12 protein-coding genes and 1 riboswitch are annotated in these 15,711 nt (G+C 72.1%); of the genes, 3 read left to right on the top strand and 9 right to left on the bottom strand.

The genetic code is table 11. The annotated features are described in order from the left end of the window. Position 1: 1 nt before the first annotated feature. The 3 genes from ACWD4O_RS22620 to ACWD4O_RS22630 all read right to left on the bottom strand — a co-directional run bounded on the left by ACWD4O_RS22620 (position 2) and on the right by ACWD4O_RS22630 (position 4,270). Positions 2 to 436: a roadblock/LC7 domain-containing protein gene (locus tag ACWD4O_RS22620; protein WP_451282229.1), complete on the bottom strand. Its 435-nt coding sequence runs from the start codon at positions 434 to 436 to the stop codon at positions 2 to 4. Between the two features lie 77 nt (positions 437 to 513). Beyond that, entirely contained in the window at positions 514 to 2,730 is a 2,217-nt protein-coding gene (locus tag ACWD4O_RS22625; RefSeq protein WP_451282231.1) for an ATP-binding protein, read from the bottom strand. 310 nt (positions 2,731 to 3,040) lie between these two features. Beyond that, complete coding sequence (locus ACWD4O_RS22630) at positions 3,041 to 4,270, bottom strand: MBL fold metallo-hydrolase (RefSeq protein WP_451282233.1); 1,230 nt, start codon at positions 4,268 to 4,270, stop codon at positions 3,041 to 3,043. A gap of 137 nt (positions 4,271 to 4,407) precedes the next feature. Between ACWD4O_RS22630 and ACWD4O_RS22635 the strand changes: the two genes are divergently transcribed. Continuing rightward, complete coding sequence (locus tag ACWD4O_RS22635; protein ID WP_451282235.1) at positions 4,408 to 5,589, top strand: Glu/Leu/Phe/Val dehydrogenase dimerization domain-containing protein; 1,182 nt, start codon at positions 4,408 to 4,410, stop codon at positions 5,587 to 5,589. A 41-nt stretch (positions 5,590 to 5,630) separates the two neighbouring features. Beyond that, positions 5,631 to 6,239, top strand: coding sequence for a TetR/AcrR family transcriptional regulator (locus tag ACWD4O_RS22640; RefSeq protein ID WP_451282237.1), 609 nt, complete (start codon positions 5,631 to 5,633; stop codon positions 6,237 to 6,239). A 40-nt stretch (positions 6,240 to 6,279) separates the two neighbouring features. On the opposite strand, the gene ACWD4O_RS22645 is transcribed toward ACWD4O_RS22640, so the two are convergent. From ACWD4O_RS22645 to ACWD4O_RS22670, 6 genes are all read right to left on the bottom strand, one after another. Then, positions 6,280 to 7,065 (bottom strand): SGNH/GDSL hydrolase family protein, encoded by a 786-nt coding sequence (locus ACWD4O_RS22645; protein ID WP_451282239.1) that lies wholly within the window; start codon positions 7,063 to 7,065, stop codon positions 6,280 to 6,282. Between the two features lie 126 nt (positions 7,066 to 7,191). Further along, positions 7,192 to 7,899 (bottom strand): DUF6250 domain-containing protein, encoded by a 708-nt coding sequence (locus ACWD4O_RS22650; RefSeq protein WP_451282240.1) that lies wholly within the window; start codon positions 7,897 to 7,899, stop codon positions 7,192 to 7,194. Next, positions 7,883 to 9,787, bottom strand: a complete 1,905-nt coding sequence (locus ACWD4O_RS22655) for a rhamnogalacturonan lyase family protein (protein WP_451282242.1) — start codon at positions 9,785 to 9,787, stop codon at positions 7,883 to 7,885. The genes ACWD4O_RS22650 and ACWD4O_RS22655 overlap by 17 nt, the downstream gene beginning before the upstream one ends. Further along, positions 9,784 to 10,893, bottom strand: coding sequence for a GDSL-type esterase/lipase family protein (locus ACWD4O_RS22660; protein WP_451282243.1), 1,110 nt, complete (start codon positions 10,891 to 10,893; stop codon positions 9,784 to 9,786). The genes ACWD4O_RS22655 and ACWD4O_RS22660 overlap by 4 nt, the downstream gene beginning before the upstream one ends. Positions 10,894 to 11,124: 231 nt before the next feature. Beyond that, a complete protein-coding gene (locus tag ACWD4O_RS22665; protein WP_451282245.1) occupies positions 11,125 to 12,123 on the bottom strand; it encodes a M23 family metallopeptidase in 999 nt (332 codons plus the stop codon). 4 nt (positions 12,124 to 12,127) lie between these two features. Further along, positions 12,128 to 12,285, bottom strand: a riboswitch (cyclic di-AMP (ydaO/yuaA leader). Positions 12,286 to 12,589: 304 nt separating this feature from the next. Next, on the bottom strand, positions 12,590 to 14,665 hold the full coding sequence (locus ACWD4O_RS22670) for an alpha-galactosidase (RefSeq protein ID WP_451282247.1): 2,076 nt from the start codon (positions 14,663 to 14,665) through the stop codon (positions 12,590 to 12,592). A 235-nt stretch (positions 14,666 to 14,900) separates the two neighbouring features. Here ACWD4O_RS22670 and ACWD4O_RS22675 point away from each other — a divergent pair, with 235 nt between their 5' ends. Continuing rightward, positions 14,901 to 15,698, top strand: coding sequence for a tyrosine-protein phosphatase (locus ACWD4O_RS22675; RefSeq protein WP_451282249.1), 798 nt, complete (start codon positions 14,901 to 14,903; stop codon positions 15,696 to 15,698). Positions 15,699 to 15,711 lie beyond the last annotated feature (13 nt).

Raw genomic sequence — 15,711 nt, forward strand, 5'->3', positions numbered from 1 at the left:
CTCAAGGCCCCATCACCGACGGTTCGACGGCGTGCTGCCGGGGCGCGGTGATCAGATACGGCCGGACGCTCTTGACCAGCATCGCCATCTCGTAGCCGAGCACGGCGGCGTCGGCCTCCCGGCCGGCGAGGACCGCCAGACACGCGCCGGAACCGGCCGTGGCGACGAACAGCAGCGTCGAGTCGAGTTCGACGACGACCTGCCGTACGTCCCCGCCGTCGCCGAACCGGACGCCGGCGCTGCGGCCGAGGGAGTAGAGGCCGGAGGCCAGGGCGGCCATGTGGTCGGCGCTGTCGGGGTCGAGGCCGTGGACCGACTTCACGAGCCCGTCGCAGGAGAGCAGCACCGCGCTCGTGGTGTGCGGCACGCGCTGCACGAGGCCGCTCATCAGCCAGTCGAGATCGGATACCTGGCCGGTCGGCGCATCGCTCGCCATGGTGGATCGACTCCTTGGGGTACGAAGGTCTGCGGGAGCGCTGGGGGTGGGGGTGGGCATGGGGGTGCTCAGAGTGCTCATCCGGCTGGTGCGCTCCCGTCGTGCCGGGCGGTGGACAGGTCGGTACGCGCCTCGGGTATCGGCGACTGCCGCGGCGGTCGCCCGTCGGCGGTGTCCGACAGCAGGGGGGAGGGCGCGTCCATGAAGTCCGCCTCCAGGCTCTGCTGGGCCTCGGCGAGGCCGATGCCCCGCTGGAAGGAGGCCATCAGGCCGGGGTCGTGGCCGGCGGGCTGCTCGGTGTCCTGGCGGGGGGCCGGACCGCCGCGCAGCTGGGGCACGATGTGCTCCTGGGCGCGGCGGCGGGGCAGTTGGGGCTTGCCCATGGTGCCGCGCACCGCGCCGATGCGCGGGGTGGGGGCGATGCCCGCGTGCTCTTCGACGACGGGCCGGTCGGCCGGCCGGATGCCGGGCACGGCCTCGGCCGGATTGGCCCGCGTCTCCCGGGGCCCGCGCACGGGCAACGGCGCGGGCCGCCGCCCGTTGGTCCGTGGGGCGTCGGACGGCTGCGGGGCGTGCTGCGGGTGCGGGCTCGGCCCGGCGGGCCGCAGCTGCGGGGGCCCTGCCTCTCCGGCCGGGGCCGGACCGGTCTGCGGACGCGAGGAGATCAGGGGCACCCCTGAGGCGGGCGTGTGCTGTGTCTGCGAGGGCGCCGGTGATCGGCCCGCGCCGGGTCCGCCGGGGTCCCATCCTGGCGAGGACCCGGCCGACGAGCCGACGGGCGTCGCCCCCGGTGCCTGCAGCGAGCCCGACGACCATCCCGCGCCGCCGAGGTCCGGCCCTGGGCCCGCAACGGGCGACGGTCCCGTGTCGCCGATGCCTTGGACCCGGGAGGGAGCCGAGGGCCGGCCCGCACCCGGGGTGTCCTGCGCCGGCGGGGGCGCGGGCCGGGCCGGCGGGGCCGGCGGCAGGGGCGGGCGGGCCGCGCCGGGCGTGGCAGGCGTGGCGGCAGGCATTGTGGCCGGTACGAGGGGCTGGCCCGCGCCGTCGGTGTCCGGTCCCTGCGGCACGGCTCCGGCGACGCCGGGCGCGGAGCCCAGCAGCGCCTGCGGAACGACGAGGACGGCCTGGACGCCGCCGTAGATGTTGCTCTGCAGACGGACCCGGATGCCGTGCCTTCGGGCCAGCTGGGAGACGACGAACAGGCCGATCCGCCCGTCGGCGAGCAGCCGGCCGACGTTGACCTGGTCGGGGTCGGCGAGCAGGGCGTTCATCCTGCTCTGCTCCTCGACGGGCAGACCGAGCCCGCGGTCCTCGACCTCCACGGCGAGCCCGGAGGTGACGAGGTTGGCGCGCAGCAGCACCTGGGTGTGCGGGGCGGAGAACACCGTGGCGTTCTCGACGAGTTCGGCGAGCAGATGGATGACGTCGGCGACGGCGTGGCCGCGCAGCTCTCCGTCGATGGGCGGGACGAGTTTGACCCGGGAGTACTGCTCGACCTCGGCGATGGCGGAGCGCAGCACCTCGGTCATGCAGACCGGGTTGCTCCACTGCCGCCGGGAGACGGCGCCGCCGAGGACGGCGAGGTTCTCGGCGTGGCGGCGGATGCGGGTGGCGAGGTGGTCGACGTGGAAGAGGCCCTTGAGCAGGTCGGGGTCCTCGATCTCGTTCTCGAGCTCGTCGAGGATCGAGATCTCGCGGTGCACCAGGGACTGAAGGCGCCGCGCCAGGTTGACGAAGACCTCCAGCTTCTGTTCGCTGCCGGCCTGGCTGGACAGCTGTGCGGCCTGTACGACGGCGGTGACGGCCCCGTCGTGGGCCCGGGCCAGGTCGGCGGCGAGCAGCTCGAAGTCGTCGGCGTCCGCGCCGGGCGGGCCGCCGCGCGACCTGCGCTGGGGCGGGGTCTCACCGCGGCGCAGCGCCTCGACGACGGTGCGCAGGTCGGCCTCGCCGCGGGCGCTGCCCCGGCGCAGGGCCGCGACGCGGTCGCTGACCGAGCGGGCGGCGCGGTCCGCGGCCACGGCGGCGATCACGATGCCGACGCCGGTCACCGCGACCGCGCCGGCCAGCACCGCCCACAGGGTGAGGCCGGGCCGGACGCCGGTGGAGCGCACGGTGAACAGGACGACCGCGCAGGCGCTGAGCGCGACCGCGGTCGGGGGGAGCACGGCGAGCCGCAGCAGCTGGGGCCGTATGTGTGTCTCGGTCGACGCTGGTGCGGTGCGGGCGACCGGCCGCCCGTGCCGCCCGCCCTCACGGCGGTCTGCGCGTGCGGCGGGTGCGCGGAGGTGAGACATCGGTGTCCTCGTACTGGTCCGTCGAGCCGGGTCGTCGGTCGGGGAGCCGAAGAATTCGGCCCGGTGTCGCCCGACGGCCACTCACAGTAGTCGGCAACGCATCAGGTGCGGTGGGCAGTTGACAAAGTCCCGCAGCGAGCGTCCCGCTCTGGTATGAGGCTTCGCACGGCAGACCGAATACGGCGTGCGATCCGAGATGCAACGCGGAAAGAGTTCGATCAGACCTGTTCAGAGGTGGTCAGAAACGGCTGTGCGGGTCGGGGAGCCTTTCGCTCCCCGACCCGCACAGCCGAGCGTTCGCGTGTCCCGATCAGCCCGCCGGTATCGCCTCCGGCGCCTCGCCACCCTCGGTGGCACCCTTCGAAATGTCACTCTCGGTATCGGCTTTGGCCTTGACTGCCGTCTCGGTCGGGAGCGGCCAGCCGCCGGCCGGGGCGCGCGCCACACCGCGCCACCAGGGCTCGCCCGGAACGGTCTCCGCGGCAGGCTCGAAGGGCTCCCCGGGACGGGGCAGGGCGACGCGCGCGCCGACCGCCCCGGCGGCGGCCAGCGTGCCCTCCCCCGGCTCGGCCCACGCGTGCGTGGCGAGGTTGAAGGTGGCCCAGTGGATGGGCATCATCACCCCGCCGGTCCCGCCCTGGAGGTCGAGGTGGGCGCGCATGCCCTCCTCGGGGGTCATGTGGATGTCGGGCCAGAAGTCCGAGTACGCCCCGATCTGGATCATCGTGGCGTCGAACGGGCCGTGCTCGGCGCCGATGTCCTTGAAGCCCTCGAAGTAGCCGGTGTCGCCGCTGTGGTAGATCCGGTGCTCCTCGCCGGCGACGACCCAGGAGGCCCAGAGGGTGTGCTGGGTGTTGCGCAGGCCCCGACCGCAGAAGTGGCGGGCCGGGGTGGCGGTCAGGGTGAGCCCGCCGACCTTGGTCGCCTCGTGCCAGTCCAGCTCGCGCAGCCGGTCGGCCGAGACGCCCCACTGCTCCAGGTGGGCGCCGACGCCGAGCGGCACGGCGAACAGCGTGTCGGTGCCGGCCAGCGCCTTGATCGTGGGCAGGTCCAGGTGGTCGTAGTGGTCGTGCGAGATGACGACGACGTCGACCGGGCCCAGCGCGGCCAGCGGCACCGGGACCGGGTGCAGCCGCTTGGGCCCCGCGAAGGCGAACGGGGAGCAGCGCTCGCCCCAGACCGGGTCGAACAGCACGCGCTGCCCGTCGATCTCCGCGAGCACGCTGGAGTGCCCCATCCAGGTCACCCTGAGGCCCGTGGCGGGCGGCTTGGCGAGGTCGGCGAGGGTGGTGGCATGCACCGGCACAGTGCCCGAGGGGGCACGGCGGGGGCGCTGCTCCTTGTCGAAGAAGACTTTGGCGAAGTCGAGCATCGAGCCCGAGGGGCGGGTCCGCGCCAGGCCGCCGGGGTTCTGGAAGACCCCGTCCTTGAAGTGGGGCGATCTGCGGATGCGCGCCATGCGCTCACCACTCGGATCCGCGCCGAATGCCTCGGGCTGCAGAGCGCGGAGCCCGGAGCGCAGGGAACGGAAACCGGACACGGTACCTCCAGGTGGAGTCGCTGAGGCATTCCATTATGGTCGCCCCCTCCGACATCCCGTTGACAGCCCTCGCCCCGCCTTCCGATACTGACCCACTGTTCAGTAGTGATCCCTGTCGACGATGTCGAGGAGCCCGTATGGCCACCGCCCCCTTGTTGTCCCTGACCTGGACGGACGACGTCACGGGCCGCCGGGGGTTCCTGGTCGTCGACCGGCTGGTGCGCGGGGTGTGCAGCGGCGGTCTGCGGATGCGGGAGGGCTGCACCCTGGAGGAGGTGACCGGCCTCGCGCGCGGGATGAGCCTCAAGGAGGCGCTGCACTACGACCCCGAGGCCCGCTACGTGCCGCTGGGCGGGGCCAAGGGCGGCATCGACTGCGATCCCCGGGACCCGGCGGCGTACGGGCTGCTGGTGCGCTACCTGCGGGCGGTGCGGCCGTACGTGGAGAGCTGCTGGACCACCGGCGAGGACCTCGGCCTGACCCAGGACCTGGTGGACCGGGCCGTCGCCGAGGTGGGGCTGGTGTCGTCCGTGCAGGCGGTCCACCCGCTGCTCGACGACGAGAGCGCGGCCCGCGCGCGACTGGCGGCCGCCTTCGCCGTCGAGGTCGACGGCATCGGGCTGGACGAGCTGGTCGGCGGCTGCGGGGTCGCCGAGTCGGTGCTGACCGCCCTGGACCGGGCCGGTACGCCGTACGCGGGGACGCGGGTCGCCCTCCAGGGGCTGGGCACCATGGGCGGGGCCACGGCGCGCTTCCTCACGCGCGCGGGGCTGACGGTCGTGGCCGTCGCCGACGTCAAGGGCACGATCGCCAACCCGGCCGGCCTGGACGTGGAGGCGCTGCTGGCCGCCCGGGACGGCCACGGCACCGTGGACCGCGCGGCACTGCGCCCCGACGACCGCGAGCTGCCCGGCGACGCCTGGCTGTCGACAGAGGCGGAGGTTCTCGTGCCGGCCGCCGTGTCGTACGCGATCGGGGCCGAGGAGGCGGAGCGGATCGGCGCCCGGTGGATCGCCGAGGCGGCCAACATGCCCGTCCTGCCCGAGGCGGAGGAACTGCTGCACGCGCGCGGGGTGCGCGTGCTGCCGGACGTCGTCGTCAACTCCGGGACGAACGCCTGGTGGTGGTGGACGCTCTTCGGCGACATCGGCGCGGACCCGCAGGAGGCGTTCGCGTACACGCGCCGCTCGATGCGCACCCTGATGGAGCTGGTGCTGACCCGCGCGGAGGCCGACGGCACGACGCCCCGGGCCGCCGCACACACGCTCGCGGCGGAGCGGCTGCCGGTGATCACGGAGCGCTTCGGCCGCCATCGATGAGGCCATCGGCGCAGGTCGGGGCCGCTGTGTAGGGTGACGGCGTGGCGAGGGTCCGGTTGAGCGTGGCCGAGCGGCGCGAGGAGCTGCTGCGGGCGGCCATCCAGCAGATCGAGGCGCGGGGCGTGGCGGCGGTCAGGATCGCCGACGTCGCCGCGACCCTCGGCGTGAGCAACGCGCTGGTGCTCTACCACTTCTCGACGAAGGAGAAGCTGGTCGCCGACGCGTTCGCCTACGCGGCCGAGGACGACCTGGCGCACCTGCGCAAGCTGCTCGGCCGCCGCACCACGGCCCTGCGCCGACTGCGGTCGGCCGTGCGCTGGTACGCGCCCACGGGTCAGGCCAAGGGCTGGCGGCTGTGGATCGAGGGCTGGGCGGTGTCGCTGCGCGAGCCCGCGCTGCGGGAGGTCGCCCGGGACCTCGACAAGGAGTGGAAGGCGGCGCTCGCCGAGGTGATCGCGGAGGGCGTGGCCGCGGGCGAGTTCCGCTGTCCGGACCCGGCCGGCACCGCCCTGCGTCTGACGGCCCTCCTCGACGGCCTCGCCGTACAGCTGACGTCGTACGGCGGCACGGTGTCCCGGGCCAGGGCACACGAGTGGGTGGAAGAAACGCTGACGACAGAACTCGGGCTGAGCAATTCGGCGGACGGGTAGGGGCGGCGGGGGCGAAGAACTCCCGCCGCACCCCACCCCTTCACGCCAGCGCAGCGAGCCGCGTCCTGATGTCCTCGGGCGACAGCGTGCCCTTGGCGGTCACATGGTCGCCGGAGGACTCCCCGCGCAGCCGGCGCCCGATCCACGGCACCAGGTACTCGCGCGCCCAGTGGACGTCGTCGCGCCGTACGTCGAGGGTGCCGCGCGGCGGGAGCGGCGGCCAGGGCTGCTCCGGGTCGGCCGGTACCTCCAGGTCGAGGACCTGCCCGGCGCGCAGCGCCACGCGCGTGTGGCCCTCCGGGGAGAGATGGAGCCGGTCGCCGTCCCAGGCCCTGCGGTCCTGCACGGACTTCAGGGACCACAGGTCGAGCACCGGGCAGCCGTACCGGTCGGCGACGGCACGCACATGTCCGTTGTAGGTGGCGATCTTGCCGCGCAGATGCTTGAGCACGGGGACGCCTCGGGTGTCGAAGCCGGTGGTCACCATGACCGTGCCGGCCACGGCGGTCAGGGCCGAGATCGCGCGCTCGAAACGCTCGGCGACCTCGTCCGGGTCGGTGCCTGGACGGATGATGTCGTTGCCGCCCGCACAGAAGGAGACCAGGTCCGGGGCGAGTTCCACCGCCCGGGGGAGTTGGTCCTCCATGATCTGGTCGAGCAGCTTTCCGCGGACCGCGAGGTTGGTGTAGCTGAAGTCGCCTTCGGGCTGCCGGTCCGCGAGGAGTACCGCGAACCGGTCGGCCCAGCCGACGAACGCCCCGTCGGGGCCGGGGTCGCCGACGCCCTCGGTGAAGCTGTCCCCCACCGCCACGTACGACCCGATCACTGATCTGTTGTCATTCTTCGAATCGTCTGCCACAGCGGTTCATCATTCACCCTTTAATGTGACCTACGCGATCGTAGGAAGGGGTTGACGAACGGTGAGATAAGACACTCTTAAAGAGTTTGCCAATCAGGGAATAAGGGACCAGACCCGGAAGTTCTTGATCCGGAAGTGACTCCAGGTGGTACGGAAGGCGAAGTGCCCGCTCGTGTACGGCTCGGGGTCGGTGTAATCGAATACGAGCCGCCCGTTGTTCCACCAGCGGACGGCCGAACCGTCGGAGACGATGCGGACATGGTTCGGCTCGTTCGCGGCGAGCAGCGGCTCGGTGTAGTCGTAGATCAGCGGACGCACCCCCGCCTCGCCGACATAGCGGCGCAGCCGGGTCGTGGTGTTGGTGTTGGCGCCGTAGCCGACGTAGTACGTCTTGAGGTGGTCGTACTCGGCGAGGGCGCCGCCGCGCGGGGTGGCGAAGAGGTCCTGCGGGGAGCGGACGTCGACGGCGTTCCAGAAGTTGTTGAGGTCGGAGACACGGTCGTTGACCCCGCCCGCGGAGACGGGCGTGGCGACGTACTCGAGGACGTACGGCCCGGCGAACGGCCGCCTGAACCAGATCGTCGCCCCGGCGGGCACGTCGACCTCCAGGGTCCCCCGGGAGGCGGTGACGGTCCCGCCCTTCTCCAGTTCCACGGCCCACTGCCGCAGCCCGTGACGGAAGTCGTCGTGCGCCAGGAGACGGCGGTGGCGGGGCGTGGCGCCCGCGGTGGCGGCGGGCGCGAGGGCGGCCAGGGCGGCGCCGGCGGCGAGGGCTCCGAATGCTCTACGCGTGGTCGTCACGTCGGTCTGCTCCTTCGGGGTGGGTGATGGCGGGCCTGGGGACACGGCGGGTCTCGGTGCCGAGGTAGTAGTCGGGGTAGGTGGACTGGAGGTAGCCGCGCACGGTCCAGCCCAGGCGGTACGCGGGGTTCTGGGCGAGCGTGTAGACGCGGGTGGCCGTCGGCTCGGTGGAGGTGTAGAGGCGCAGGGCGGTGTGGTCGGCGGTCTCGGCGAGGATCTCCTCGCGCCAGTCGCCGAGGAGATCGCCGTAGAAGGGGGTGGCGTTGCGGGCGCCGGAGACCACGCCGGACGGGTCGAGGAGCGTCGCACTGGTCTCGGTCGCCGGGTCCCACTTCTCGACCCGGGTGAAGTCGAGCAGTTCTGACGCCTTGTCACCGTCCCACCAGATACGGAAGTTGACGCTGGGCGTGGTCGTGGAGACCTTGCCGTCCCGGACGTTGAAGACTCCCGCGCCGGGCCGGGTCACGTCGGCGGTGGACGTCCAGTACTCGTAGCCACGGTGGTTCGGGTCGATGTCGGCGGCGTTGCCGCGCCCGGTGTCCAGGTCGGCGTCGCTCACCGGGTCCGCGGGGTGGGAGCCGGTCGTCAGGCGCTCGCCGGTGTCGGCGTCGTAGTAGTACCAGGGGAACGCGGACACGACGCCCAGCTCCGACTGCTGGATGGCGAAGCCCTCCAGACCGGGCCGGTCGGGGTCGAGGTCGGCGATGTCGAAACGGTCGCCGTGGATGGCCCGGTCGACGACGTAACGCAGGGTGCCGTCGCTGTTCACCACGTAGTTGCCGTCGGCGATCTCGTCCTTGCCGTCCCCGTCGACGTCGACGGTACGGATCTGGTGGAAGCTGCTCGCACCGCTCGTCGGGTCCACGACGTACTTCCAACGCCGGGTCAGGTCGGTGCCGTTGAAGTCCCAGGTCTGGAACAGCACCCGGAACGAGCCTCGCCTGGCACCGACCCGGGTCACCAACTTGGTGATCAGGCTCGGGTGTTCGCCGTCGAGGTAGGCGATGCCGAAGTGACCGCCGGACGGGCCGTCGGCGACGAAGTCCTCGGGGACGGGCTGCCGGGTGCGCTCGGCGCCGGTCGCTCCGTCGATCACCGACACGAACTGGTTCGCGGGCGAGGCGGCGGTGACCCGGGCGCCGTCGGCGAAGACGGTCCCCGCGGCGGTGTGCGCCAGCACCTCCGCCCGGCCGTCGCCGTCGAGGTCGTAGACGGTGACGTTGTCGTCGTTGCGGTAGCCGCCGATGGCGGTGGAGCCGCTGATCGCGGCGGGCGCCGGGTCGTTGGCGCCGTTCCCCCCGACCTGGGTGTAGGAGCCGGGGCCGAGATCGACCCGCCACAGCCGCTCGCCGGTGAGCTTGTACGCCTCCAGCAGGTCGGACCGGTCCCGGGTCCCGGAGAGGCGGCTGACGACGAGCTCGTAGCGCCCGTCCCCGTCGAGGTCGCCCGGCCAGGCGTGCTGCACGGTGTAGCCGTCGGCGGCGGCGAGGGGGATCTCGGCGTAGCCGTCGGCGAGGTCGAGCGCGGGCGGACTCGCCTTCTGGGAGCGCCCGTCGACGACCGCTCGCACGGTGTACGTGCCCGTGCCCGGAGTGTCGTCCTGGTAGGTGGTCGACTTCCTGATCGGCTGCCGGTTCAGCCTGCGCCCGTTCTTGTACACGTCGAAGGCGATGGCGTCGCCGTACCTCGCGTACTCGGTGCCGAGGAGCCGCCAGCTGAGGAACGTGCCCTGCCCGGACGGCACGGCGACCAGGCCGCGGTCGAGGTCCTCGACGATCCGGCGCGGGGCGTCGGCGGCGTGTCCGGCGGGCGCGGAGAAGAGCCCGGCCAGCAGGGCGGCGCAGACGGTGGAGACGGCGACGGCTCTTCGGCGGCGGATGGCGTTCACTGGTGCTCCTTCGCGAGCTTTCCGATGAGGGGGATCAGGCGGTCGGCCGCCTTGCGGTGGCCCTGGGCGTTCGGATGGACGGCGTCCTGGAAGTCGCCATCGGCGGCCGAGAGCCAGCCGGCGGTGTCGACGAACTCCGTGCGCCGGTCGGCGAGTTCGGCGACGACCTCGGCGATGTCGGCGGCGTGCGCCCCGCCGAAGGGACGCAGGGCGAGGATGCGGGCGTGCGGCGCGGCCGCCCGCAGAAGTTCGAGGTAGGCGCGGTAGGCGGTGCGGAACTCGGCCGAGCCGAACGCGGTGTCGTTGGTGCCCTGGTTGACGACGATCACATCGGCGTCCCGGTCCGGCCGGGCCGGGGAGCCCGCATGGTTCCAGGCGTACGCGTCACCGGCGGCCGGCACTCCCCCGTTGCCGGTCCGGATCACACCCTGGCGGCCGAAACCGACCTGGGTGAGCGAGGCGTGCAGGGCGTCGGCGACCAGGGTGGGGTAGGCGGCCGTCCCGTCGGCGCAGTCGGAGGTGTTGACCGCGCAGAGCGCCAGTACGCCCTGGGTGACGGAGTCGCCCAAGAACACCAACTCCGGGGCTCTCGGCGCACGTTGCTCCAGCAGGCGGCCCCGGATGCCGGTCAGCGTGACGCCCGACTCCAGCGGCGGCGTCCACCGGTTCACCCGCGCGGAGACGTCCTTCACGGACAGCTCGGCCGTGTGCTGGCCTCGCCCGGTCGCCGCGATCCGGAGGTCGCCGCGGTCGACGGCGTACAGCTGCCTGGGTCCGCCGTCGACGGAGACGTAGAGCTGCGCGGGCACGGTGACCGACGAGACGTCGAACAGGGCGTGGACGGCGCTCCCGACGAACCGGAACCGCAGCCGCGAACCGGAGTTGACGGTGACGGCGGCCTCGGCGGTACGCCCCCAGCGGCCCTCGTAGACGAGCCGCCGGTCGTCGGGGCGGACGACGCTCGCGGCACCCGCACCCGCACCCGCACCCGCACCAGCGGCCGAGGCGGACGCGGGCGGAGCGGCCCCGGCCACGAGAAGCGCCACGACCGCCGCGGTCGCGGCACACCTGACGACGGCGGTGCAGCGGTGGACGACGCCGGACACGGGACCTCCGAAGAGCGGTGGAAAGCGCTTGCTCCCTGACGGAGATCACTGTGTCCCCACTCTGGCCCGGTTGTCGACAGGGCGAAAAGGGATGCCATGCGGCTGCCACGAACCCGCCACACGGCGGCAATGAAACGATCAAGAAAACGGACGCGGACACGCCGAAGGCCGGACCCGGGGATCGGGGTCCGGCCTTCGACTGCGTGTCAGGCGGTGGGTCGTCCGCGGATGCTAGACGGAGACTCCGTGCGAGCGGAGGTAGGCGATCGGGTCCACGTCCGAGCCGTAGTCCGGCGTGGTGCGGATCTCGAAGTGCAGGTGCGGGCCGGTCACATTGCCGGTCGCGCCGGAGAGGCCGACCTGCTGGCCCGCGGTCACGGTCTGGCCGGCCGAGACCGACAGCTGGGACAGGTGGGCGTACTGGGCGTAGTAGCCGTCGGCGAGCTTGATGACGACCTGGTTGCCGTACGCGCCGCCCCAGCCCGCGGAGACGACGGTGCCCGCGCCCACGGCCTTGAGGGAGGTGCCGGTCGGCACGACGAAGTCGACGCCGGTGTGGTAGCCGCTGGACCACATGCTGCCGGCCACGTGGTACGCGGTGCCGACGGAGGCGCCGGCCACGGGGAGCTGGTAACCGCTGGAGGCGCCGGTGCTGCTCTCGGCCGCCTGCGTGGTCGTCTTCGAGGACGAGGCGGAGGACGAGGTGGAGGCCTGCGAGTCGGAGGACTTCGAGTCGGAGGACTTCGCCGACTTCGAGGACTTCGACGACGAGCTTCCGGAAGAGGAGGCCGAGGAGGACGAACCGGACGACTCGGTGGTGCCGGTCGCGGCCTGCTTGCCGATCGACAGCTTGAGGCCGGGGTGGATCAGCGAGGGGTTGTCGCCGACGGCCGCACGGTTGTCCTGGTACAGCTTCTGCCAGCCGCCGCTGACGTCCTGCTCGTCCGCGATCTTCGAGAGGTAGTCCCCGGACCGCACGGTGTAGGTCTTCGCGGCGGCGGTCTTCCGGGTCACCGGAGCGGCCTGCACGGCGCTTTCCGAAACCGTCTGCGCGACCGACTGGGACGCGGCCTGCGAAACGGACTGGGAAACGGACTGAGCGGGGGCCGCGTGAGCGCCGGCGGCGCCCATGAGCGGAAGGGCGAGCGCTGCGCCGCCGGTTCCGGCGACGGCTATCGAACGAGTGAAGCGCTGGGTCTTGGGACGACGGTGCTTACCCTTCGCGGGCATGGCGAATTCCTCTCCGGCGCCTGCGAGGTGAGCTGTCGGGTGCGAGCTGGAGATGCCCGGCCGCGCCGAGGCGCGGCTTTACCCCAAGCCTGTTCCGGGACCGGAACAGGCGGTTGTGCCTGTGGGTCCCCCGCTCCTGCCGTGGACGGGTGAGTGTGCGGGCTCCGGGCGGCGGCAGGATTAGGCATCCGTCCGGATTGGTGTGGAACGTAAGCGACCAGGACGCACGGGGACAAGCAGAGGTTGCACGGTTAATGCATTTCTCTTGATCTGCTGTGAGAATTCCCGGTCACACTCCGTGAATCCAAACGCCCGCCATTCGCCGAATACCCTTGAAAAGCGCATGAATTACGTGAACATGACGTACGACGCTCGGTCACGGATATGACGCTGCTCACGTGACAGCCCTCCAGGATCCTTTATTCCAGAGCGAGTTGGAATTAAGGATCCAATTCGGACAGAAGGCTCAGATACGACGGAGTCGGATAACCGTCGCATCAAGGTCGCCCTTCAGCTCGGTGCGCAGCCCGTGATGCAACAGCACCGCACCTCGGTGAACTTCGCCCGTTTCGCGGCATTCATACGACTGTGTCGGGTCGAGTCCGCGCAGCCGGAGCACCGGCACGGGCTCCCCGAACCGCTGGGCCTGGAGCCAGGCGAGGACGACGCTCTCGTCTCCGCGCACATACTGGACGGCGCTCAGACCGCCCGCCGGGGGACGCAGCCGGTAGAGGTCGCCGTGCTGCACCAGAGGCCGGATCTCCTTGTAGAGGTCCACCCACTCCCGCGCCTCGGCGAGTTCCTCCTCGCTCCACTCCGAGAGGTCGCCGCCGACGCCGAGCACACCGGCCATGGCGCTGACGAACCGGAAGCGCAGCGAGCTCACCCGGCCGTTGAGCTGGGCGTTGGGACTGTCGGTGACCCACGCGGCCATGACCCGGGCGGGGTGGATCTGACTGAAGCCATGCTGGATGTCGAGCCGGTCGAGCGGGTCGGTGTTGTCGGAGGTCCACACCTGGTCGGTGCGGCTCATGATCCCGAGGTCGATACGTCCGCCGCCGCCCGAGCAGGACTCGAAGGCGACGCCCGGGTGGGCCGCCCGCAGTCGGTCCAGGAGGCCGTACAGGGCCCTTACATGGTCGACCCAGAGCCGCTGCGGGTAGGGGTCGTCCGGCCAGCCCGCGTCGGTGAAGCAGCGGTTGAAGTCCCACTTGACGTAGTCGACGGGGGCGCTGGAGAGAAGCCCGTGGAGCTGCTCCCAGAGGTACTCCTGGACGTCCTCGCGCGCGAGGTTGAGTACGAGCTGATTGCGGAACTCCGTCCGCTTTCGTCCCGGTTGGAACTGCGCCCAGTCGGGGTGGGCCCGGTACAGCTCGCTGTCGGGGTTGACCATCTCGGGCTCGACCCAGATGCCGAACTGCATGCCGAGGGCGTGCACATAGTCCGCGAGGGGCTTCAGGCCGTTCGGGAAGCGGTCGGGGTTGGGCGTCCAGTCGCCGAGCCCGGCGTGGTCGCCGGTGCGCTTGCCGAACCAGCCGTCGTCGACGACGAACAGCTCGACGCCGATCGCCGCGGCGCGCCGGGCCAGGGTCGCCTGTTGCTCCTCGGAGATGTCGAAGTAGGTGGCCTCCCAGGAGTTGAACAGCACCGGCCGGTCCTGCTCGGCGTCCGGGACGACGTACGCGCGCTGATAGGCGTGCCAGGCGCGGCTCGCGCCGCCGAATCCTTCGTCGCTCCACAGGCCGGCGAAGACGGGCGTGGTGAAGGACTCGCCGTTCTCCAACCGCAGCAGGCCCGAGTCGTCGTATCCGGCGCCGCCGGTGATCTGCACGCGCGCGTCGGGGAGTTGCGCGACGGCGATCCGCCAGGAGCCCGACCAGGCGAGGGCGCAGCCGTAGACCTCGCCGCGCTCCTCGGTCGCGTCGGTGTCCAGGGCGACCCAGGGCAGGTGCTGGTGTCCGGTGTGTCCACGGCGGCTGCCGATGACCTTCTCACCGTAGGTGAGGGGGGAGCGCGTGAGCCGCGACTCGGCGGCCCAGCGGCCGTGCAGCTGCGACAGCCGCCAGTCCTCGCGCTCGGGCAGGGTCCACACGGCGGAGTCGGCGCGCAGCAGCTCCTGCGGCCGCTCGCCGTCGTTGCGCAGGGTCGTCCAGCGCTCGACGACGTCGCCGCGCATCCGGTAGTGCAGGGTGACGGTGAGCCCGGCGTCCCGGAAGCGGAGCCTGAGCTCGTCGCCGTCGCTCTCGTGGGCCTCGAAGGTCCACTCGGTGCCGCGCCGTTCGTCGGTGCGCACGGACAGGGCGGGCCGCACGAAGCGGGGGCCGCCCTCGACCGGGTACTCCTCGCGGCCGTCGAGCGGGGACTCGAAGGACGCCCCGCGCTCCGACGGCGGCAGCTGGGCGAGCGCCTCGGCGTCCGCGAGCGCGATGCCCGGACCCCAGTGCAGGTGGACCAGCTCGTCGGCCTCGGTGAGATGGAGGGCGTAGCTGCTCGTCGGCCCCGAAAGGAGCCAGGTACGGCCGTCGTCGGCGATCTCGGGCATCAAACCCCCACTAATTCGAACAGGTGCGATCAAGCACCAACATCATCGATTGCGGTCGGCCCCTCGGGCAACTCCCGACCGCCGAGTCCGCGGACAAGTCTTCACCTGCGCGGACGACCGGTCGGCCGGCCTGTGGACAACCCGTTGCCCGGGGAATCCATGTCGTATGGTCCTAGGAGGTGTCCCGTCGGCCACCACGAGCCGCGCCGACGGAGACCGACAGGAAGGGGCACCCGTGACGCAGCAGATCCCGTCGACCGAGCCCGAGCTGGCCGGCGTGCGCAACTTCCGGGACGTGGGCGGCCTGCCGACCGTCGACGGCCGGCGCGTACGGCACGGCGTGCTGTTCCGCAGCGGCCACCTCGCGCACGCGACCGACGAGGACGCCGCGTTCCTCTCCGGCCTGGGCCTGCACACGATCTTCGACTTCCGCAACGCCGCGGACCAGAGGCTGGAGGGCCCGGACGTCGAGCTGCCGGGCGTGCGCAATGTGAACCTGCCGCTGTCGGACCCGGCGGACGGCTCCGAGTTCTGGAAGATGGTCCGGGACGGCCGGCTCGACCAGCTGCGCGAGATCCTCGGCGACGGCAAGGCCGCGGGCCGGATGATCGCCTCCTACCGCCGTATCGTCCAGGACCGCACGGCCGAGCACGCGCGCGTGCTGCACGCGCTCGCCGAGGACAGCGTCCCGGCCCTGATGCACTGCGCGGCGGGCAAGGACCGCGCGGGCCTGTCCATCGCGGTGACGCTGCTCGCCCTGGGCGTGGAGCGCGAGGCGATCGTCGCCGACTACCTGGAGTCCAACGCCAAGCACCGCCGCTACAAGGTGCGGCGCAGCGCGAGCTCGGACGAGGCCTACTCCCCCGAGGTCATGGAACTGCTCAGCCCCCTCTTCGACGCCCGCGCGGAGTACCTCACGGCGGCGTTCGAGACCATGGAGGAGACCTGGGGCAGTGTCGACGCCTACCTGGAGCAGGGTCTCGGGCTCGCCCCCGAGACCCGCGAGCGGCTGCGGGAGCGCCTGCTCGACTGAGCCGGCCGGCCTG

This window comes from Streptomyces sp. NPDC002623 (assembly GCF_053592635.1).